The 19,564-nt window shown below is 47.0% G+C and carries 25 protein-coding genes; 13 read left to right on the forward strand and 12 right to left on the reverse strand.

Annotated features, from left to right (window positions below; genetic code table 11):
• Positions 1-380: 380 nt before the first annotated feature.
• The 4 genes from ACP5KC_RS05305 to ACP5KC_RS05320 all read left to right on the forward strand — a co-directional run bounded on the left by ACP5KC_RS05305 (position 381) and on the right by ACP5KC_RS05320 (position 2,901).
• Complete coding sequence (locus ACP5KC_RS05305) at positions 381-665, forward strand: hypothetical protein (protein WP_273432950.1); 285 nt, start codon at positions 381-383, stop codon at positions 663-665.
• A 15-nt stretch (positions 666-680) separates the two neighbouring features.
• Positions 681-1,742, forward strand: a complete 1,062-nt coding sequence (locus tag ACP5KC_RS05310) for a DUF354 domain-containing protein (RefSeq protein WP_273432951.1) — start codon at positions 681-683, stop codon at positions 1,740-1,742.
• A gap of 125 nt (positions 1,743-1,867) precedes the next feature.
• Positions 1,868-2,191 (forward strand): 50S ribosomal protein P1, encoded by a 324-nt coding sequence (gene rpl12p, locus ACP5KC_RS05315; protein WP_052884914.1) that lies wholly within the window; start codon positions 1,868-1,870, stop codon positions 2,189-2,191.
• Between the two features lie 74 nt (positions 2,192-2,265).
• The gene (locus ACP5KC_RS05320; RefSeq protein ID WP_428286932.1) at positions 2,266-2,901 is read left to right on the forward strand and encodes a hypothetical protein; all 636 of its coding nucleotides are present in this window, start codon (positions 2,266-2,268) and stop codon (positions 2,899-2,901) included.
• Here ACP5KC_RS05320 and ACP5KC_RS05325 read toward each other — a convergent pair.
• Positions 2,888-3,709 carry a DUF92 domain-containing protein gene (locus ACP5KC_RS05325; RefSeq protein WP_273432953.1) on the reverse strand — a complete coding sequence of 274 codons (822 nt, stop codon included), beginning with the start codon at positions 3,707-3,709 and terminating at the stop codon, positions 2,888-2,890. The two genes, ACP5KC_RS05320 and ACP5KC_RS05325, sit on opposite strands and share 14 nt — an antisense overlap.
• 181 nt (positions 3,710-3,890) lie before the next feature.
• On the opposite strand from ACP5KC_RS05325, the gene ACP5KC_RS05330 reads away from it, so the two are divergent.
• The gene (locus ACP5KC_RS05330; RefSeq protein ID WP_428286933.1) at positions 3,891-5,117 is read left to right on the forward strand and encodes an NfeD family protein; all 1,227 of its coding nucleotides are present in this window, start codon (positions 3,891-3,893) and stop codon (positions 5,115-5,117) included.
• Positions 5,118-5,143: 26 nt separating this feature from the next.
• Positions 5,144-6,016: an SPFH domain-containing protein gene (locus ACP5KC_RS05335; protein ID WP_273432956.1), complete on the forward strand. Its 873-nt coding sequence runs from the start codon at positions 5,144-5,146 to the stop codon at positions 6,014-6,016.
• 1 nt (position 6,017) lies between these two features.
• Here the strand turns inward: ACP5KC_RS05335 and ACP5KC_RS05340 are convergent, their stop codons facing one another.
• The 7 genes from ACP5KC_RS05340 to ACP5KC_RS05370 form a co-directional block, all read right to left on the reverse strand.
• A complete protein-coding gene (locus tag ACP5KC_RS05340; RefSeq protein WP_424740820.1) occupies positions 6,018-6,701 on the reverse strand; it encodes a hypothetical protein in 684 nt (227 codons plus the stop codon).
• A 2-nt stretch (positions 6,702-6,703) separates the two neighbouring features.
• Positions 6,704-6,835: a hypothetical protein gene (locus ACP5KC_RS05345; protein WP_257719659.1), complete on the reverse strand. Its 132-nt coding sequence runs from the start codon at positions 6,833-6,835 to the stop codon at positions 6,704-6,706.
• A complete protein-coding gene (locus tag ACP5KC_RS05350) occupies positions 6,832-7,197 on the reverse strand; it encodes a hypothetical protein (RefSeq protein WP_424740816.1) in 366 nt (121 codons plus the stop codon). The genes ACP5KC_RS05345 and ACP5KC_RS05350 overlap by 4 nt, the downstream gene beginning before the upstream one ends.
• On the reverse strand, positions 7,184-7,489 hold the full coding sequence (locus ACP5KC_RS05355; RefSeq protein WP_191118441.1) for an ArsR/SmtB family transcription factor: 306 nt from the start codon (positions 7,487-7,489) through the stop codon (positions 7,184-7,186). Before ACP5KC_RS05355 ends, ACP5KC_RS05350 begins: the two co-directional genes overlap by 14 nt.
• 170 nt (positions 7,490-7,659) lie before the next feature.
• Positions 7,660-8,448, reverse strand: coding sequence for a class I fructose-bisphosphate aldolase (locus ACP5KC_RS05360; protein ID WP_428286934.1), 789 nt, complete (start codon positions 8,446-8,448; stop codon positions 7,660-7,662).
• Positions 8,436-8,828 carry a cyclophilin-like fold protein gene (locus ACP5KC_RS05365; protein WP_273432959.1) on the reverse strand — a complete coding sequence of 131 codons (393 nt, stop codon included), beginning with the start codon at positions 8,826-8,828 and terminating at the stop codon, positions 8,436-8,438. Before ACP5KC_RS05365 ends, ACP5KC_RS05360 begins: the two co-directional genes overlap by 13 nt.
• 3 nt (positions 8,829-8,831) lie before the next feature.
• Positions 8,832-9,755, reverse strand: a complete 924-nt coding sequence (locus tag ACP5KC_RS05370; RefSeq protein ID WP_273432960.1) for a sugar phosphate isomerase/epimerase family protein — start codon at positions 9,753-9,755, stop codon at positions 8,832-8,834.
• Positions 9,756-9,814: 59 nt separating this feature from the next.
• Between ACP5KC_RS05370 and ACP5KC_RS05375 the strand changes: the two genes are divergently transcribed.
• Positions 9,815-10,699 carry an AEC family transporter gene (locus ACP5KC_RS05375; protein ID WP_052884299.1) on the forward strand — a complete coding sequence of 295 codons (885 nt, stop codon included), beginning with the start codon at positions 9,815-9,817 and terminating at the stop codon, positions 10,697-10,699.
• A gap of 61 nt (positions 10,700-10,760) precedes the next feature.
• On the forward strand, positions 10,761-11,261 hold the full coding sequence (locus ACP5KC_RS05380) for a hypothetical protein (protein ID WP_052884300.1): 501 nt from the start codon (positions 10,761-10,763) through the stop codon (positions 11,259-11,261).
• Positions 11,262-11,284: 23 nt separating this feature from the next.
• Here the strand turns inward: ACP5KC_RS05380 and ACP5KC_RS05385 are convergent, their stop codons facing one another.
• A complete protein-coding gene (locus ACP5KC_RS05385) occupies positions 11,285-12,247 on the reverse strand; it encodes an isoaspartyl peptidase/L-asparaginase family protein (protein WP_428286935.1) in 963 nt (320 codons plus the stop codon).
• A gap of 66 nt (positions 12,248-12,313) precedes the next feature.
• On the opposite strand from ACP5KC_RS05385, the gene ACP5KC_RS05390 reads away from it, so the two are divergent.
• Both ACP5KC_RS05390 and ACP5KC_RS05395 read left to right on the forward strand, forming a co-directional pair.
• Positions 12,314-12,664, forward strand: coding sequence for a twin-arginine translocase TatA/TatE family subunit (locus tag ACP5KC_RS05390; RefSeq protein ID WP_052884302.1), 351 nt, complete (start codon positions 12,314-12,316; stop codon positions 12,662-12,664).
• A 59-nt stretch (positions 12,665-12,723) separates the two neighbouring features.
• On the forward strand, positions 12,724-13,692 hold the full coding sequence (locus ACP5KC_RS05395) for a hypothetical protein (protein WP_052884303.1): 969 nt from the start codon (positions 12,724-12,726) through the stop codon (positions 13,690-13,692).
• A 5-nt stretch (positions 13,693-13,697) separates the two neighbouring features.
• Here ACP5KC_RS05395 and ACP5KC_RS05400 read toward each other — a convergent pair whose 3' ends face one another.
• Positions 13,698-14,225: a nicotinamide-nucleotide adenylyltransferase gene (locus ACP5KC_RS05400; protein WP_052884304.1), complete on the reverse strand. Its 528-nt coding sequence runs from the start codon at positions 14,223-14,225 to the stop codon at positions 13,698-13,700.
• Between the two features lie 33 nt (positions 14,226-14,258).
• Between ACP5KC_RS05400 and rnhB the strand changes: the two genes are divergently transcribed.
• From rnhB to ACP5KC_RS05415, 3 genes are all read left to right on the forward strand, one after another.
• Positions 14,259-14,900, forward strand: a complete 642-nt coding sequence (rnhB, locus tag ACP5KC_RS05405) for a ribonuclease HII (protein ID WP_428286936.1) — start codon at positions 14,259-14,261, stop codon at positions 14,898-14,900.
• Positions 14,901-14,946: 46 nt separating this feature from the next.
• On the forward strand, positions 14,947-15,549 hold the full coding sequence (locus ACP5KC_RS05410) for an acyltransferase (RefSeq protein ID WP_052884305.1): 603 nt from the start codon (positions 14,947-14,949) through the stop codon (positions 15,547-15,549).
• A gap of 83 nt (positions 15,550-15,632) precedes the next feature.
• Positions 15,633-17,240, forward strand: a complete 1,608-nt coding sequence (locus ACP5KC_RS05415) for a xylulokinase (protein ID WP_052884306.1) — start codon at positions 15,633-15,635, stop codon at positions 17,238-17,240.
• Here ACP5KC_RS05415 and ACP5KC_RS05420 read toward each other — a convergent pair.
• Entirely contained in the window at positions 17,235-17,492 is a 258-nt protein-coding gene (locus ACP5KC_RS05420; RefSeq protein WP_273432967.1) for a winged helix-turn-helix domain-containing protein, read from the reverse strand. The genes ACP5KC_RS05415 and ACP5KC_RS05420 overlap by 6 nt on opposite strands.
• Before the next feature lie 67 nt (positions 17,493-17,559).
• Positions 17,560-19,473 carry an acetate--CoA ligase gene (acs, locus tag ACP5KC_RS05425; RefSeq protein WP_424738551.1) on the reverse strand — a complete coding sequence of 638 codons (1,914 nt, stop codon included), beginning with the start codon at positions 19,471-19,473 and terminating at the stop codon, positions 17,560-17,562.
• Positions 19,474-19,564 lie beyond the last annotated feature (91 nt).

Below are 19,564 nucleotides of genomic sequence, written 5' to 3' on the forward strand. Positions count from 1 at the left end.
GACATCAACGCATGCTTGAACATCACTCACAAGACAGGATACAGCCCGCCCACACCAACGAGAATCGGGACCTATATCCCACACAGCGGAGTCGTATCACTTGCCGAGAAGAAAGGCAGAATACGTCACCAGGAGCCAGAGAATAACCCCCTAGAAGAGTAACCGGGAGCCCGCCCCAATGGCGCAGAGCGGGTGGCAGTATTCATGAGCAAAGATTTAATCAGATCGTCGCGAGGCTGTCATCCCCTTCTCCACACAACTGGGACGGCGTCATCATCCACCCGGATAAGTGTCGACATAGTATATAAGCATTTGTGGCGCAGGGTAATCTTTTAACAAAACCGTTATTTACCACACTGCCTTCTAGCGTTTTGTTGGCTATGAATGGGAAGTTTGTCGTCGTCCTGCTGATGTCCCTGATAGGAATTACTCTCTACTGGTTTCCAGTCCCAATAATTATAGGTAGTTATGTTCTCGGAGGATACCCATGGTTAGCACCCGAACCGTCAAAAAACACAATGATAATCATCGGTCTCGCAATAACAGTTACCTTCCTGGCGCTAACGGCGATAATGTATTACATCACGAAAAAATTAGAAGAAGTTGGTCCTGAGGAGGCATACGAGGAGCCTGAGGAGAGGCCCGCTACAAGTGTTGAGTGGTGAGGAGAGGGTAAACGCGTGAAGATATGGGTAGAAGCGCTTACCCCTAAACAGATTCTCCTATTTTCTTATATTCAAGACATATTCGGCAGGCAAAATGTGTTTTTAACGACTCGCGATTATGATCTTAACGCCAACCTGGCTAGCAAGAGATGGTCAAGACACTTTCTTGTAGGCCGCTATCCCGGAGCATCGTCTATAGCCAAAACTCGAGAAAGTATAAAGCGGCAAGAGAAACTTATTGATATAGTGTCTTCTGAAAAACCGGACGTTCACCTTACCTTTGTCTCACCTGACTCAGTACGTGTGGCCTTTGGTCTCGGCATACCAGTTATAACTAGTAGTGACTCGCCGCACTCAGATGCAGTGTCAAGGCTAACGATTCCTCTCTCTAGGATATTTGTGACGCCTTATTTCCTATTGGAAGATTTTGAAAAATACAATAGGCTTGTGGAAGTAGTGGGATTTGAAGGAGTTTTCGAGCTAGCATGGATTCTACGTGAAAAACCTGACCCAAAGGTCCCAAGGGAGCTCGGATTGGAGCCCTTCAGTTACGCGTTAGTACGACCAGGAGAGGAGAAATCATATTACTACCCTTCCCCTGCCTTCGCGACTAGGATGCCTCTCTCTATAGCTAGAATGATTCTGAGGAGGACAGATCTCACAGTTATCGTGTATCCACGCTATCCGGATCAAGCCTTGCTATATAGAAGACTGCTTTCTAGGTGGAATAATAGGGTAAAGATTCTTGAAGGGGCTACAGATTTCGTGAGCCTGGAGTACCACGCAAGGCTTGTCATTACAGGTGGTGGCACAATGGCCACAGAGTCCGCGCTCCTCGGAACCCCTTCAATCTCGACGTATCCCGGCGAGCTAAAAGTTCACAAGTTTATAAGAAAGAGAGGATTCCCACTTTATAAGGCCCCTCTGCCTCAAAGCTTTATTGAAAAATTATTACTTCTCGAGACAGGACCAGGAGAACGCGAACGATATATCCAGAGAGCTAAGAAAACTTTACAAGACCCCATTAGCGTTTTCGCACGGGAAATCACAAGAATTATCAATAGAAATGAAAACTAGTGTTGCCTATTGCCAAACCAAAGTTTGCTTCTTGAAACCCAGGGACGCCTATATAATTATTCATAGAGACATCAAGCAAAAGCTTTAAGTACTGACGCGTAAAAAGCAGAATCGCGGTGGAAAGAATGGAGTATGTATATGCAAGCTTAATCCTCTACCATGCTGGAAAAGAGATAACAGAGGAAAGCGTGAAGAAAATCCTTGAAGCGGCAGGTATCCAGGTCGACGAGATACGATTGAAAGCTTTGGTAGCCTCTCTCAAGGAAATAAACATCGAAGAAGCCATAAAGACCGCGGCCGTACCTGTTGCCGCGGCTCCTGCAACGGCCCCCGCTACAACAGCCCCTGTTCAGGCTAAGACGGAGGAAGCTAAGAAAGAGGAAGAGAAAAAGGAGGAGGCGCCCGAGGAGACTGTTGAAGAGGGTCTCTCAAGCCTTTTCGGCTTCTGAGAACAGGGATATCATTGTTCAACATTTTTGCTTTACTGCCTTTAATCCGACGGCTGATTGCTTTTTCAACATTGATGTTAGCCGGTTTTACAGACTACCAAAGCAGGGAAGTCGATGATAAAGTATGGATTATCGGTTCGCTTATTATAGCCCCCTTGTTACTCCTTGAGTTCCTCTCGGAAACAATACAACTGGTACTATATGCGGTGTCTATTATAACTATTCTCCTAGTGGCTATTTTAGCGTTGAAGTTTAAGCTAGTAGGGGAGGCTGACATTATCGCCCTTATCTTTATATCCTTCGCTGAGCCGCCAAGCCTCAGAAATATTCTGACACTTGTCCCGCCCGCAACAATTGTAATTCTTGCAGGGATACTATCTATGGGTTATATAGCCTATAACGTATACTATAACTGGAGAAATAGGGCTACCTTCCCTGAGCGTACGCCGCTTTACCTCAAGATAATCGCTTATATGACTATGAGAATGATAACTTCCCGAGAATACGAGGAGAAGAGATACATGTATACCCCTGCCAACCCTCTAGACCCTTCATTTATCACGAAAATGGACCAGTCAATGGAAACCCCCACGACGGAGAAGTTCTGGGCCGTGGTACTATTACCATATGTAACGCTGCTGGCAATAGCTTTCCTCATATATATTGTGTTGTACTACTCCTACACCTTTACCTTCTTTAGCAAAGGATAAGAAAGCCAAGTAAGCCCACGAGTCCAGTAGCAATAAGGTTTGTCACCTCGTTTGTTATAAACGAGAACCCGCCGGCCGGCAGTGTTTTCTCGCCACAGCTATGCGTTGTTTTGTCGGTAAGCGTCTTGCAACGCGGACAATAGTATTTTTTCTGCAAAGTGGCTCCAACAACACTGTCAAGAACTTCGCCCAGCCAGCCCAACGCGATTATAAGAGGAACACATGCGTGATTGATATTAAGTAAGCCTAGATTGCTTTCTAGAAGCGCAACTACACCTATAATCGCGGCTCCAAGAATACTTCCCATTGTGCCCAATGGTGTTATCCCGCCTGAGGTGCCTGGCTCTACCTTAACCCAGGGACGAGTAATAAGCCGGGGTCTACCCGGATAAATGGCTCCTAGCTCAGCTGCCCAGGTATCAGCGTTTGATGCCGCAAGAACGGCTAGAGCAGTAGGCAGTAGTTTCTGACGGTAATCTATGAAGAGTCCATGGAGAGCCGTGAATAGTGCGGCGACAAGCCCGGCGCCTATCACCTGGCTAGAAGAACGCCCTCCCTCGCGCTCAGCAGCATCCTTTTGCCTCTTATTTGCATAGCCGAGTTTTGTTATAAGTGAAGATGAGAAGAAAAATGTGAGGGACGCAAGGTAAAGCCCGATACCCCCCATGAAATAAAGGCCTGAGAACATAATGCTTAAAGCCGCAGCTTTGGCGTCGAGATATTTTAGCTTGTAAGCTGCTAGGCCTAGAGGTAAGCCTAACGCGAGCCCGAATGCAAAGTTGAAGATGACGCCGTTAATCTCACTCACGGAAAATAGGAAAACTTTGCTTGGTATATATACTCGCGTTTTAAAGCTCCAAGTATTGCTTTAAGGCATTGATTAGTCCTATCCTCCTTTAGGAGGGGGAAAACGATTCTAAAGCTTTATAACTCTTTATCTGCTAGGCAAACTATAATCTTTATAAGGGAAGAGCTGTTTAAAACACGAGATGCGTAGAACTTCGTTCATAATTTTTGTGATTATACTCGGTCTCCTTCTGGCTGCTCTCAGTAAAGCACAACCAGAAAGTGTAGCTGTAGTAGAGATCCATGGCGGTATTGATGAGGGGAAAGTTTACCTTGTAAAGAAGGGCTTATCCATTGTCAACGGGGGGGTTCTCATCCTGGTAATTGATAGTTATGGAGGCTACGTCAAATCCATGGACGAGATAATCTCTCTCCTCAAGACCTGCCAGTGCAGAACCATAGCTTTCCTGCCTCCAGGCTCTAAAGCCGTCTCAGCAGCCACCGGCGTAGCGCTAGCAGCCTCAAAACTCTATGTTGGTGACGGCGCGGTTATTGGAGCATGTAAGCCAACACCGTCGAATGACAAGACAGAGGCCTATATGATTTCGAGGTTCACTGGGCTTCTTGAAGAGAAAAAGGTCCAAAAGCCTGATCTACTTGCCCGTGAACTCGTCGTGGAAAATAAAGCGTTTACCGCGAGGGAGGCGTTAGATTTAGGCCTGGCAGACGCGAGGGCAGGGAGCCTCGGCGAGGTATTAAGGGCGGAGGGTCTTGAGGGATTGCCTATCTCATACTTCAGAGACGATCTGGTCAGCGAGGCGCTCTCTCTTTTAATAGATCCTGGTATTGCGCTCCTCTTGGCTGTCCTAGGAGTACTTCTACTAGCACTGGAGTTCCATGTTACGGGGTTTCAGGGATGGGGTGTGATAGGGGGCGCCCTTGTTTTAACAGCACTTTACACGTTCAACCTAATCGGGATCAACCTTTATGCATTTTTACTCGTTTCACTCGGCGTAGTGCTTATCCTCCTTGAGCTCTTCAAGCCGGGTATACAGGTCTTTGGGCTTAGCGGTGGACTTTTAGTCGGTATTGGGATTGCTGTTGAATACTATACTCAGCCCTACCATGTTCTCTCATCATTCACTGTAACTGCACTAGTCCTGTTGGGATTAATTGGAGTCTTTATAGCCCTCATAATCTACAAGGCTTCTCAAACCCTCAGGATGAAGACGCTAAGCCTTGAGGAGAAACTCATAGGCAAAACGGGTTACGCGAAAACAGGAATAACGCCCGGAAAGAGAGGAGTAGTATATGTAGAGGGAGAGGATTGGACAGCAGAAAGCGACGATGAAATACGAGAAGGACAGAGAATAATTGTAGAAGCTGTGAGGGGCCTCATTTTAAAGGTGAGGCCTGCGGAAAGCAAATAAGGCAGTACCCCCGTGTATGTTTTGATATGGATCCCCTCTCTGTTTTCTTAGCCTTTGTAGTCTTGATAGTCTTTGCCAGCATAATAGCCTCGAGTATTCGTATAGTTCCAGAGTATCAAAGAATAGTTGTCTTAAGGCTTGGAAGAGTAGTAAAGGTCGCGGGTCCAGGGCTCGTGCTGCTAATTCCTTTCATCGATAGAGGTATAGTTGTCGATCTTCGAGAACAATATATAGAAGTCACGAAGCAGACTTGCATCACGAAGGATAATGCTCCCGTAGACATCGACTTCCTCATATACTTCAGGGTCATAGACCCGACGAAAAGCGTGGTAGAAGTATCCGATTTTAGGGGGGCGGCTATAGGTATAGCTACTACAACTTTACGTGCGGTCGTAGGCGATATTGACCTGGACCAAGTTCTGGCAAAGCGGGAGTACATAAACGAGGTGCTCCGTGAGAAGCTCGATGAAGTGACAGCAAGGTGGGGTGTCAAGGTGACAGCCGTAGAAATACGTGAAATAATACCTCCACGGGAGGTCCAAGAGGCTATGATTAAACAGATGTCCGCCGAGAGGAACAGGAGAGCCATGGTGACCGAGGCCGAAGGAAAACGTGAAGCAGCCATACGTGTGGCTCAGGGAGAAAAGGAGGCGCTCATCCTCAAAGCGGAGGGCGAAAAACAGGCAGCTATACTAAAGGCGGAGGGTCAGGCCCTAGCCCTGCGCTACGTTGATGAGGAAGCAAGAAAACTGGACTCGAAGACCGTCCTCCTACAGTACTTTGGAGCGCTCGAGGCGATAGCATCTTCCCCATCAACAAAGATAGTGCTTCCCATGGAGCTCTTCAAACTACTTGGGCCCCTTCAGGAGTACTTCGCTGGGAAGAAAGAAGATAAATGATTTATTTTTCCTGTATTACCTCTCCTTGAACCTCGCCTTCTATTCGTGCCTTACCCCTCAGGATGATACGCCTGGCTCGCACAGGCGCCTTCACAGTCACATTGTAGATAGTGACCTCCTCAGCATCTATCTTTGAAGCCTCAAGGACAGGCACATCTCCTCCTGAAAGCAACTTGAGAAGCTTCACCACACCATACTTTTCAGCCGTCTTGACCTCAAGCTTCTTAACTGAGACCTCCCCAACCTTTGACTCGTCAGACAGATTCAGCACTAAATGTTCCCCCTCCGTCTTACCCAAGATACGGATACCCCCCTCAATTCTAGCGAAGGTGAACGTTAGACAGCCGATAGAAATCCCACCGGTTAATAGTGCCTCCTCCGCCTCTAGACACCCCATAACCTTTAAAGCGCCGGCAGAGCTAACCCTTTTAGCCTTAAGAGAGCCTAGCACTTTAACTGCTCCCGCCAGCTTCGCCTCGACTGCAACTACATTCCCACTGAAGACCGCGGAGCCAGCCACACTCACCCTCTCGGATTCTACGTCGCCTTCAACCTTCCCCGCCCCGCTTATCTTAATCTCCTGATAGTATCCGCCGTTAGCCTTTCCAGCCCCCGAGATGCTGAGACTTCCTCTTCTTTTTTTCCCACTCAAGGCTGACTCGTACGAGTCGAATAACTCGCTCATAACTAAACACCTGCCTTCTCGAATATTCTCTTTATCTCTTCAAGAAGCTCCCTTATCTCCTTAAGCCTCTTAAGCACAAGCTCCTCAACCTCTTCATCGCTGAGTTCCACATACTTCAGCTCTTTTTCACTCAAACCCCCATCCCCTCCTTCAAGATATCACGTATCTCCTCGAGCTCCTTCTTGATCGCGTCAAGTTCTTCAAGCATTGCGCGCTGGCGTGCACGATAAGCTAGGATCTTCTTCTCTGTTTCTCTCATTTTGAGCTCAATGCCTCGGTCGCCCACTTCCTCTAATGGTATTGCAAGTGTGAAAACTAGACTGAAGAAGCCTAGCGCCGCACCAGACAGGATACTTAGAGCCGCCACAACACCACCAAAAAGCGGGTCAAGGGTTCGTGCGGATACACCTTTTATAACTTCGAGAGGAATATAGAAGACTAGAAGGGCTACAAGCCCCAGCATCAGTACAAAAACTACTATGTTACTCAGCTTCAAGTTTCTCACCCATCCTCTTTAAAAGATCAGGTGAAACCACTATTTTGAACTCTGTAAGAGAGTAGACCTTCTTGGGGCGAGGACCTGGGACTATTTCTCCCTTTATAAAGCCTGTTCTTTCCAGTAGGGAAACATGAAGGTGTGTAAGCGGGTATGAGAGCCCTAGAAGTTTCGAGAGCTCATATGCATGCCTTGGCTTTACAGCTATTAGGGAAAGCATCTTTAAACGTATAGGGTTTGCAAGCACTTGTAACACCTCTGCGAGTTCTTCGATTTTATATTCATGTGCCATTGCATCAAATAATGTAATGTCAAACTTATATATAAATTTAATCTTATACTTGGCTGAATGAAAAAATCTCGTCTATCGTTGCAACAGCTAAAACTTCGAGTTGCTTTCGAGTAAAATAGGTTGAGAACATTATAAACAAGAAGAGAAGAAAATTTGTGAAATTGCAGCCTCTACGAGAGAGAATACTTCTTCAAAACTTCCAAGTGAGAGGCCCCACCATGAATAATCTCCATTAAGGCTTTGACAACCCTGTCAGGGCTCTCATGTTGAAATATATTACGCCCGATCGCCGCACCGGCAGCACCTGATTTCACGGCTTCCTCGACCTTGGAAAGAACTTCACTCAGTGGAGCCTTTGATGCGCCGAGAACAACCACAGGCACCGGTGTTTTTTTCGTAACGATGGAAAAGTCACTAGCGTAAACGGTCTTCACTATATCAGCGCCGAGCTCTGCTGCTATTCTAGCCCCGTACGCCACGACCTCTGCATCTACACTGGTAAAGACAGGAGGTTTGGGAACCACCTCTGCCATTACCGGTATGCCTAGGGGTTCTGCTTCTTCGACCACTCTGGCTAGTTTCTCCCAGAGCATAGACTCGTTTCTACTTCCCGGATATATCATGACGCTGACAGCGTCCGCTCCCGAATAAACGGCGCGTACTACAGAGGAGATAAGCCTATCATCGGTTTCGTCTTGGCTTCGCGTCGTCCCGGTTCCATCTATCCTGGCTACTACAAAAACGTTGGACAAAAGCTCATGGTATCTTTGGATCATGGCAGGAGTAAGCATCACAGCATCTGGCCGCCCCTCTAAGACCTTTTCCAGCGTAGAAGCCATGTCCTCGATCCCCGGTATCGGTCCATGCCGTCGCCCGTGGTCAAGGGCAACAATGAGAGCCCTGCCGTCCTTGAAGAGCCTCTTAATCCTTATCTTTTTCCCCGGGCTCAAGGTTCCCACTCTACTCGCACTTTCTCCCCACTCTTTACCTTTTTAAGGAGGGTGAGGTCTCCGACGATCTTCCCAAAAACATTTACGGGGCTAGCTGGCCTAATCTCACCTCCCCTGCTTGCTGGTGTTGGGCCAAAGAATAAGCATAGAGCGTCCCCGGGTGGCCAGTAAGCTACGTCACCCTTCTCAACAACATCGGAGCCTACTTCCTGACCAATGCTAACAGGGGTTGAGAAGTAGATTTCATCCCCCCAAAGATGAACTCTACTCTCAAAGGGGGTTGCCTTTATAATGGCCTCAGCAGTCTTGGGATTCTTCCCAGTAAGCTCTACCTCTACGACCCCTATGCTCTCAGGGAATATTATTTTAAGCTTTCCCGTCTCAATCACCCCTTAAAAAACTAGTTTCGCGAATGCCGTATATAGAACGCCTTTCGCAGCCTCTACAACTTCCCTCCAGTGCTGACCCTCTTCAGGTTTCACCTCGAAGCCAATAGCGCCCACATAGTTTATCTCGTCTAAAACCTTGAGAAGATGAGAAACCTCCTCGACCCCGTTTATAGCTCCGGGCCTGTAGAAGCCTGGGTGCCAATCCATTAGCTTTCCGTCGGGTAGTTTCTTGGTACAGCCTATATGAATGTGAGATAGATAGTTTCTTGCGATCTTTAGGTCTTCAGGGCTCTCTCCCAACATTGGAGCGTGGCTGAGATCCCAGAGCAATCCAATATTATTGTACTCCTGCCTAACCTCCTCGACAACACTCACAGCCTCACGAATCGGACCAATGAGTTGTCTTTTGTCCCAGTCTCGGTCGAAGGTCTCTAAGATCAAGCTAACCCCTAGTTTCGAGCTGAAAGCTGCGAGCTCTTTAAGGCTCTTGACTAATGAATCTTTAGCGGCTTCCCTGTTATCTGGCCCAGGATCCGCTCCGCTAGAGAAACCCACCTTCCTTACACCCCTTTCAGCCGCCTTCCTGATTGCCTGAGACAGGGCTTCAACAGCCTCTTTCCTTTTTTGCTCAACTATCGAGGCAGGGTTGTAACCCTGTGCTGTGGTCATGGGTTGTAAGCCAATTGCTAGGTCGACACCCGAGTTCTTGATCACAGGTTCGAGCTGGCGCCATACATCGTCGCTTAAAAGGTTCACCTCGATCATGTCGAAGAACGGGTCATTCGTGAGAACACGTATAGCCTCGAGAGAGGACTGCAAATCATTTTTCATTAGGAGCGGATGGGCCATAAATGCGACGATGCTAACCTTCCAGGGGAAGGGGACAGCATGAATGTATCTCCCTTTTTTAGAGAGAACTGCGAACATTTTAGATCGTTATTGAAATTGATGGAAGAGTTATTAAAGGTTGCTTACTAGCTGGAATTATGTTTCAAGAACTGTTCAACATTTACACGCCAATTATTTTTGGGGTCCTGATCGGCCTACTACTTAAGCCAACTAATGAGGAGCTTGCCTTCTTAGCAAAAATCGTCGTGTACATATTTCTATCATCTTTGCTCTTCGTGGCAGCCTATACAAGGTTTTCAAGGAACCCTGACCCCCAAGTTCTTATCCTCTCTTTGCTGAGCAGCCTCGGTTCCCTACTCACGTTTATTTTTACAAGGTTGATGAGGGAGAATCCAGAGATTACGCTTACCGCAATGTATGCGAACGCTGGATACCTTCCTGTAGGCATAGCGCAGTCTCTCTATGGTGAAGAAGGCGTTGCAAGCGTTGGCTTCTATATTCTGGGCAACAATGCCACTTCTAATATACTAGCACCAACCCTGTCCAAACACAGAATAGTTGATCTGAAAAATATGATAACTCGAGTTGTAACTTTTCCTCCAGTTACGGCTATTCTCCTAGGCTCGCTTATAGGCTTGTCCGGACTAAAAATACCAGACTCCTTGATAATGGTTTTAAAACCCTTCTCAGATTCAGCCGCATCAATAGCGCTTCTTGAACTAGGGCTCGAGTTCAGCATGAACCCTCGCTTGGACTTAGACGGGTTCAAAGCATACTTTTACCGCCTTGCAATAGTAATACCTCTCACCCTTGTTTTCACAAATAACGTGGCTATGAGGGGGGTCGACAGAAACGTAGCTATAATCGAGAGCGTTATGCCTGGCGCTGTTTCCTGCGTACCTATATCGCGGGAACTTGGACTAGATGCGTCTAAAGTTGCTAGAATAATTTTTACCTCGACTTTGCTTTCAACAGCAGTCGCTCTTCCCATAGTGGTATACGCGATGGGTCTACTTTTTTAGCGTATGTACTGTGGCTACGTTTAATTTATATGAATAAAAGGGGGTAAAGAGGAGTGTAATGATGAAATCGCTAGTGCTGCTTACGGGAGCCCTTATTCTGCTTCTGTACTCCATTTATGCTTTATACAGCTTCGAATCGAGTTCAAAGATAGGGACACAGACGACTCCTACCAGTACAGGGCCTCTTAAGATTGCTGCGACTGAGAAGCATCCTGAAGAAAACACAACAACCAAGGAAGCATCGACTCCCTTAAGTGGCATACCTTACGTTGTCTCGTTAACTCTTATACTGCTTCCGATCTCCCTGATAACATTATCTATGTTAACCTTGGTAAACTACTTAAGAAATAGAGAGGGAAGGTTGGGGTCTCTTGTGAGAAAACTATCCCTTGCCAGGAGTGCCTCACTCTCGAGTTTAGTTGCCTCGCTTGTTTCTCTGCTCTTAAATCTCTTTTTAGATAAACCCCTTATTTCCCTTTTATCCTTAATAGTACTACTAGGGTCACTTGTATTATATGTTAGGTCACGTCGCGCCTTGAAAACACTTAATGAACTACTCTAGGGCCTTATTGTCTCACATTCAGGTTACGATTTATATGCTCCCGCCAATTCTTCATTAGCAAGTAGAGCTATCATAGGACCTTTCTCGGTGCTTATAAATCCCCTTATGAAGACCTCGCAATTAGTTGCTAGGCCGATTCTTCCATGAGAGTCTAACGCGATAAGACCAATGCTGTTTTCCTGGCCGAAAAGCTTAGTTATCTCTCCTACAACTTCTTCAACGGCCTTTTCCACGATCAAACCACTCTTGACCTTGAAAGCGACTTTCACCGAGGCAAGATACCGTGCAATAAGCTCACCTATACCCGTTGCTGACACAGCTACAACACCATTCTCAGCATACACACCCGCCCCCGGCAGAGGAGTATCTCCCACACGCCCGGGGAGCTTCAACCATAAGCCTCCTGTGCTGGTCGCAGCCGAAAGGTTTCCTTCCTTGTCTATGGCCACTGCACCGACTGTGTCTGAGAAGAAGTGCTTTGCAACCTCAAAGTTTTTTCTCCAGAGTTCATAATCCTTCTCACCCACCATTTTTATGAGCTCGACATACCTTTCCTGTAGCCTGTTACTTGGCTTGCCGGCAGGATCCAGGCCTAGAATTTCAGCAAGCTTATCGGCTCCTGACCCGACAAGGAAAACATGGTCCGTCTTCTCCATAACTCTTCGTGCAAGAGTCACTGCATTCCAGGTGTACTTTACGGAGGCAACCGCGCCAAAGCTTAGATTCTTGCCGAACATTACGCTTGCATCCCGCTCCTGTTCTCCAAGAAGGTTTAAGGCTGCACCCTTGCCGGCGTTGAGTATGCCAGAGGCCTCCATTGCTTTCACGGCTTCCTCAACAGCATCGAGTGAACTGCCGGACTTTAATGCCTTGAAACCGTCTTCTAGAGCCCCTCTTAGGGTCTTTTCAATTTCTTTTCTCTCTTCCTGTAGAGACTGTCTATATCTGCCGGCGCCCCCGTGTATAACTAGTACTTCCCTGCTCATGCTTAATAAACGGAGGCTGTAGAAATATTTTTTACTATGTGTTGAAACAGCTTATTAGGTGCTAGAATGTATCCTGTAAGCGGCTCCCCAATAATTCCCCTACAGTTTAATCTAGGTCCTACCGAGATCCTCTTGTTAATCATAATCGCCCTGATCCTATTTGGGCCGAGAAAGCTCCCAGAGCTGGCGAAAGCCGCCGGAGAGGCTGTCAGGATCTTCAGAGAGGAAAGCCAAAAGATAACTTCTTCTATCGAGGAATCTACCTCTACAAAGACTTCCGCCTCATCAGCGAGCTCTCTGTCCGACGAGGATCTGAAGAAACTTGCCGAGAAACTCGGTGTGAAGAGCGAAGGAAAGTCTCGGGAAGAATTGATAAATGAAGTTATAAAGAAAGCTAAGGAGAAGGGGTTAATCTAGAATACTTTTTTCAACAATACTCTTTTCTTATAGCAGAGACCCTCATATTTAGAGAAATTATGGAGGTTGTTTTAAAGAAAAAACCAAAGAAGGAGCTTTTAGATTTCCTAGCGCAGTCAAGCCAAAGGGTAAGCGAGGAAATCGAGCTTGTCGAGAAATTATATGAGGACCTTCTTAGAAAGGGTCAGTCCAACCCATTTCTGAAAAACCTTATTGACCGCTTGATTGGAGAACTAAGAATCCCCGAGCCACCCTTGCCGCCTGAGGCCGATAAACTTCCCAGGAGTCTTGAGGAGTACGAGAAAAACCTGAGGAGTCTTGAGGAGAACCTAAGAGAGATTTTAAAGTTCCTGGATAAGGTTGAAAAAATTTTGCCCGAAGTTGAGAGCGGTATAGAGAAGGTGGAGAAAACAGCGGAGCTATTGAAACCAATAAATCCAAGTCTTGTCAACACAGCTTATAGACAAGTTTCAAAGGTCAGACGTATACAAGAACTTGTATTAAATGACCCTAAACCCGCGCTTCTAATAGATCTCGAGAAAGGTTTAGAAGATATCGAGAGAACTAATAGAGTACTCCTCGCTGAATACGAGAAAACCCTCGACTTTATACAAAGAGACCTGAATATTACACGCGAGCTCGTAGAAAAGGCTTTGAGCGTGACCATGCTCCAGGATAGGTCAATACTTACGCGTGAACTCGGGATTCTCGACGAACTTGCTAGAAAAATTAATGAACTTAAAATGCATCCCCAACCATTCGAGACTAGAGAGTTTTACTCTGAGCTGGATAGAATTAAGAGACTCGCCCAAGACATGATGCAGAAAAGCTTGACGCCTGAGGAAATAAAGGTGTTTGAGGCAATTTCATGGCTCCGCTCGGGGGGCGAAAGCAAGGTACTAGACTTCGCAGAGTTTGTCGAGATGGTAAGCAGGAAGAGTGGTGTGCCGTGGAATCAGACACTTGAGATACTTTACAAGCTATCAAAGGCTCGCGCGGTCAAACTGGTAACAAGAATATTGTCTTAGAAGGGTTAAAGCTTAACGACGACATTTTCGGAGCTGGAAAGGGCTTTCACGCGCTCGACTCCTCTGATACTCTTAATATATTCCGCTACACGAGTTGGAACCGTGTTTTCCCACCTGTCACCCTTTGCCATGGCTTCCCGAATTCTCCTACCCTGAAGCTCCTCCCTATTATACTGGGGAGCCTCGAGAACCTTATATCCGCTCGCCTCGGCGAGCATCTTTACAAAGGCGTTTCCAGTACATACTGCTTCGAAGCGAGGTACACGCCTCGACACGTATGAAAGCCAGAGTGAATTATCAGGTATATTGTCGAGAGACAAGACGAAGAGCCTGTCCCAAAACTCCCAGAGGGCAAGTCGAAGCATCTCGAGCCTTTCTCCCGCCGTAAATGGATTTTCAACCGTATAGTTGTACTGCCCCGCGGTAACGAGAATAATGACCTCTTTACTAATCGAGAGAAGCCACTTTACCACTTGTACATGCCCGTTGTGCACAGGTTGAAATCGACCCGGGAAAAGTACACGACTGAACATAACGTATAATTGTTTTTTCATAAGATAAACTGTGTGGCTTGGATAGCGGGCGTAGACGAGGCAGGCAGGGGCCCCGTGATAGGCCCTATGGTTGTAGCACTAGTAGCCCTCGATGAGTCGAGAATCGGCATTCTTGAAAACATCGGTGTCAAAGATTCTAAGATGCTTTCTCCAAGCCGTCGAGAGAGGATTAGAAAGATTCTGGAGGAGATTTTGGAGTATACCGCAATAAGGGTTGTCCAACCTAGGGAGATAGACGAGGCAGTTGAGGGAATAAGTTCCGAGAATCTAAACAGCCTAGAGGCTACAGTTATAGCTGACCTTGTCCTCCAGGCGTTAAAGAAAATAGGTTTAAGCCGGGTATATGTGGACTCTCCTGATCCGGTTGCCGAGAGGTTCGGCAGAATCCTTGCAACGAGGATAAACAAGGATATCGTAGTCGTTGCTGAGACCCACGCCGACATAAAATACCCGGTTGTCTCAGCGGCCTCCATAATAGCGAAGAGCGAGAGAGAAAAAATTATTTCCGAGCTGAAGCGAGTATACGGGGACTTCGGCTCCGGATATCCCTCGGACCCTAAGACGAGAGAGTTTCTGAAAAGACTCTTGGAAAACAATCGTGAGTTGCCCCCGATAGTCAGGAGGAGCTGGAAAACATTAAGTAGATTAATGTGACGTGGTGCTTAAAAAGCCCCTAATCTTATAGCTTCAAGGAAAGCTCATGAGCCAAAGTAAATACTTCGCCCATCCCACAGCTGTTGTAGAGGATGGGGCGAAAATTGGAGAGAACACTAGGATATGGCATTTCGCGCATATAAGGAGCGGGGCAATAGTCGGAAGTGGTTGTAACATAGGAAAGGATGTCTATATAGACTCAGGCGCCGTTGTAGGCGACAGGGTTAAGATACAAAACGGAGTCTCAATTTACAGGGGAGTTGTAATCGAGGATGACGTTTTCATCGGCCCATACGCCGTATTCACCAACGATAAGTACCCACGCGCCTTTTCAACTGACTGGCAAGTAGTTCCGACGAGGATCCGTAAGGGTGCATCGATAGGAGCCAATGCAACGATCGTCTGCGGTGTTACTATCGGGGAATACGCGATGGTGGCCGCTGGAAGCGTAGTTACAAAAGACGTGCCCCCTCATGGCCTGGTGGTAGGAAACCCTGCACGACTCATAGGGTTTGTCTGTTACTGTGGGAGGCCTCTGAAGGATAGAATAGCCGAGACCAATGAAGAAGTAGTATTCAAGTGTTCCCATTGTGGAAGAGAGGTGAGTATAAGGAAGGAATTCCTCAGAATTCTCGAGAGGAAAAAGTGATTTATTTTTAAATCTCAACATGGGTAACAAATAATAACGATTAGTAAGAACCCTTTATCTCTAGATTACTTGATATAATCTTGATGGAGAAAGAGTATATTCTCGCGATAGATGTTGGGACAACCACGGTAAAAACGGCGCTATTCAATATAAACGGTCAACTCTTAGCAGTAGAGGGCCGCGAATACCCTACATACTATCCCCGACCAGGGTGGGCTGAACAAGACCCGGAGGATTGGTGGAATACCACCGTACAAATCGTGAGAAACATCCTTGCACGTACAAAGGTAAACCCCAAGGGAATTCTAGGGATTTGTGCAAGCAGTCAACGCGAGACGATGGCCTTCATAGACTCATATGGGCGTAGCCTAGGTAGAGTCCCTATATGGATGGATAGACGTAGCACGCCCCAGGCTGAAAAGATAAAAGAGCGTTTAAGCCCTAAGAGAATCTATGAGAAAACTGGACTTGTGGTCGACGCCACGTTTACAGCGACTAAGCTCTTATGGTTTAAGGAGAATAACCCCGAATTTTTGGAAAAGGCGAAGGTAGGTTTACAGCCCAAGGATTATATCATATTCAAGTTGACTGGAAAGGCTGTAACCGACCACACTGTGGCTTCCAGAACTATGCTATTCAATATAAACACGAGCCAGTGGGATCACGAACTAATATCGGAGCTCGGACTAGAGGAATACTCACATCTTCTACCCGAATCTCTCCCAAGCTGGGAAATAGTCGGCGAGGTCACACCTGAGTCTTCCCAGACAACCGGTCTCGCCGAGGGAACTCCTGTGCTTGCAGGGACAGGAGATAGAACCGCCGAGATACTAGGTGCAGGTATTCTTTCCTCTGATAAAGTAGAAGAGTCAACAGGTACAGGTTCGACAACCGCCACTCTTCTAGGCACTCCCATGCTGGATCCGAAGATGAGATACTCGGTTGGCGTAGGTCCAATTCCTGGAAGCTGGGCTCTAGAGGCAGGCATGTCCACCGCGGGAGCTATCTTGCGCTGGTTCAGGGATCAACTAGCAGAAGGAGTTAACCTTCTCGCCACATCCACGAGACGCCGAGCCTACGAGTATCTAGACATGGAGGCAGAATATATACCCCCGGGTTCCAATGGACTAATAGTTTTGCCCTTCTTCTCGGGTGCTCGATCACCAAGGTGGAATCCTTATGCTAGAGGAGTAATATTCGGATTGACAGTCTTCCATACGAGGGCACATGTTTTCAGGGCTATGATGGAGGGTATTGCCTACGAGGTGAGAAAAATCCTGGAAGTTCTTAGAGAAGTGAACGTCAAGCCAAGAGAACTTGTATTAATGGGTGGTGGAGCCAAGTCGCCGACCTGGGCAAGGATCAAAGCTAACGTTACTGGTTTGGAGGTGGTTCTACCAGAACTACTAGACGCTGCGTTAGGCGGAGACGCTATACTTGTTTCAGTTGCTAGCGGCGCCCTCTCGAGCTATGATGAGGCTTCAAGAGTATTCTTTAAGGAAAAACTAAGAATAACCCCAGACAAATCACAGATAGAAATATACGACAAGTATTATGCTCTCTATGAGAAGCTAGCAGAAGTATTAGATGCATACTTCAAGGAGGTTTCACAACTTGGAGAAATCACACCGCCTACACCTTCATGGGACATTGAGCGGCTTATCCATCTGTTAATGAAGCTAGAGTCATAGTTTTCCTAGATAGTCTTTTAGCCACGTTACGACCCTCTCATAGCTCTCTCGACCCTGTTGTGTGAGCTCTAAATATTCACCGTCCTTATCCTCTATTAATCGGACGAGCTTCTTCTCCTGAAGCCATTCAATATATTTCATAAAAGCAGGATAATTGAGCCTACTCGCCATCTGCAGGTGGGTCTTCTTCATTCTTCCCTCATTATATAGCGCATCGAGGATCCGCGCTATGACGATTATGTCGGGCCGCATTATCTACAAGATATGCTTGAAAGAACTAGAATATAAAATAACGTTCCAAGTTCAGCTTGAGAAATCCTTAGACTCCCACTAGGCTTTTCAGCTCTTCAATGGCGGAGGCATCCTCTATTGTGGATAGATCGCCTAGGCTCTCCTCACCCTTAACGATAGCTTTAAGAACTCTACGCATGATCTTACCGCTCCTAGTCTTTGGAAGCTTGTGTACAAAGAATATGTTGGCTGGCTTCGCGATTGGTCCGATTGTCTCGGATACAAGGTTGAGTAACTCCTCTTCTAGTTTAAGACTTGGAACGTATCCCTCACGTAGCACAACGAAAGCCACGGGAACCTCTCCCTTTATTGGATCGGGCTTTCCAATTACCGCAGCCTCTGCTACAGCAGGATGGGATACAAGTGCGCTCTCGATCTCCATGGTTCCAATTCTATGCGCAGCGACTTTGAGCACCTCGTCCGCCCTACCAAGTATCCAGAAGTAGCCATCCTCGTCACGCATCGCGTAATCGCCAGGGTAGTAGCAGTTAGGGAACCTGCTCCAATAAGTTTCAATATATCTCTTTGGATCCCCCCAAACTCCTAAAAGCATCCCCGGCCAAGGCTTCTTGATAACTAGGTATCCTTGCGTCCCAGGGGGAGCTGGCTCTCCATCTTCGGTGTAGACGTCTGCTTCGACACCCGGGAGCGGGATCGTTGCAGAGCCAGGCTTCAATGGTAAAAGCTGGATACCTGCTGCGGGAGAGATCATGAATCCTCCCGTTTCTGTCTGCCACCACGTGTCTATTATTGGACACTTCCCCTTGCCAACAATGTTGAAGTACCATTCCCAGGCTTCTGGGTTTATAGGCTCACCCACGCTGCCAAGTATCCTTAATGAGGATAGGTCATGTAGCTCGACCCAGTTTTTGCCGTACCGCATGAACATCCTTATCGCTGTGGGAGACGTGTAGAACCCAGTCACTCCGTGCTTCTCAATTATACTCCAGACTCGGTCAGGAGCCGGGTAGTCTAGGGCACCTTCATACATCAGCGTGGTTAGACCATGCATCAGTGGACCATAGACGACGTAGCTGTGACCAGTGATCCATCCAATATCAGCAGTGCACCACCAAATGTCTTCGTCGTTTAGGTTAAAAGCCCACTTGAAAGTCCAGTACACCCAGACTAAGTAGCCCCCCGTGGAGTGATAAATGCCTTTGGGAGACCCTGTTGTACCTGAGGTATACAATATGAAGAGGGGGTGGTTTGAATCAACCTTTACAGGCTCTACGTATGTGTTTTTACTAACACCCTCAAGTAGAGTATGTAGCCAGAAGTCCCGGCCTTCCACCATATTTACTGGGTTTCCGGCCCTCTTTACGACTATCACGTTCTCTACAGAGAAGGTCTGTTCTAAGGCCTTATCGGCGATTTCCTTCAAAGGAACTATCTTCCCACGCCTAAACCCGCCGTCAGCAGTGACGAGAAGCCTTGCCTTGGAGTCGTTAATCCTCTTAGCTAGAGAGTCACTACTAAATCCTGAAAAAACAACCGTATGTATAGCTCCGATCCTCGCAGCTGCAAGCATAAAGATCGGGAGCTCCGGTATCATTGGCAAGTACAGGGCTATCCTGTCACCTTCCCTTATTCCAAAGTTCCTTAAAAGGCTTGCAACCCTGTTGACTTCCACAAAGAGATCCCTATAAGTATATTTTCGTATCTCTCCTCCTTCGCCCTCCCATATTATCGCGACCTTGTTCTTCCGCCAAGTCTTAACGTGCCTATCCAGGCAGTTGTAGCTAGCATTAATCAACCCCCCGACGAACCACCTGAAGAACGGCTTCTGAGAGTCATCGAGAACCTTCTCCCATATCTTGAACCACTCGAGTGCGCGTGCCTTTTCGTCCCAAAACTGCTCCGGATTCTCAAGTGCCTGTTTCCTGAGCTCCTCCATCTGGGCTGTTATTACTCTTTTTTCTTCGACTGGAAGAACACCCATAGTTGTTCGACTAACATGGCTTCTACGATTGCTAATATCAATTTTCGAAAATCCATAATGACAAATTATAGGATATTAGCCGTCTGAGAAG

The sequence above is a fragment of the Infirmifilum sp. genome (assembly GCF_049970975.1).
Lineage (GTDB): Archaea > Thermoproteota > Thermoprotei > Thermofilales > Thermofilaceae > Thermofilum > Thermofilum uzonense.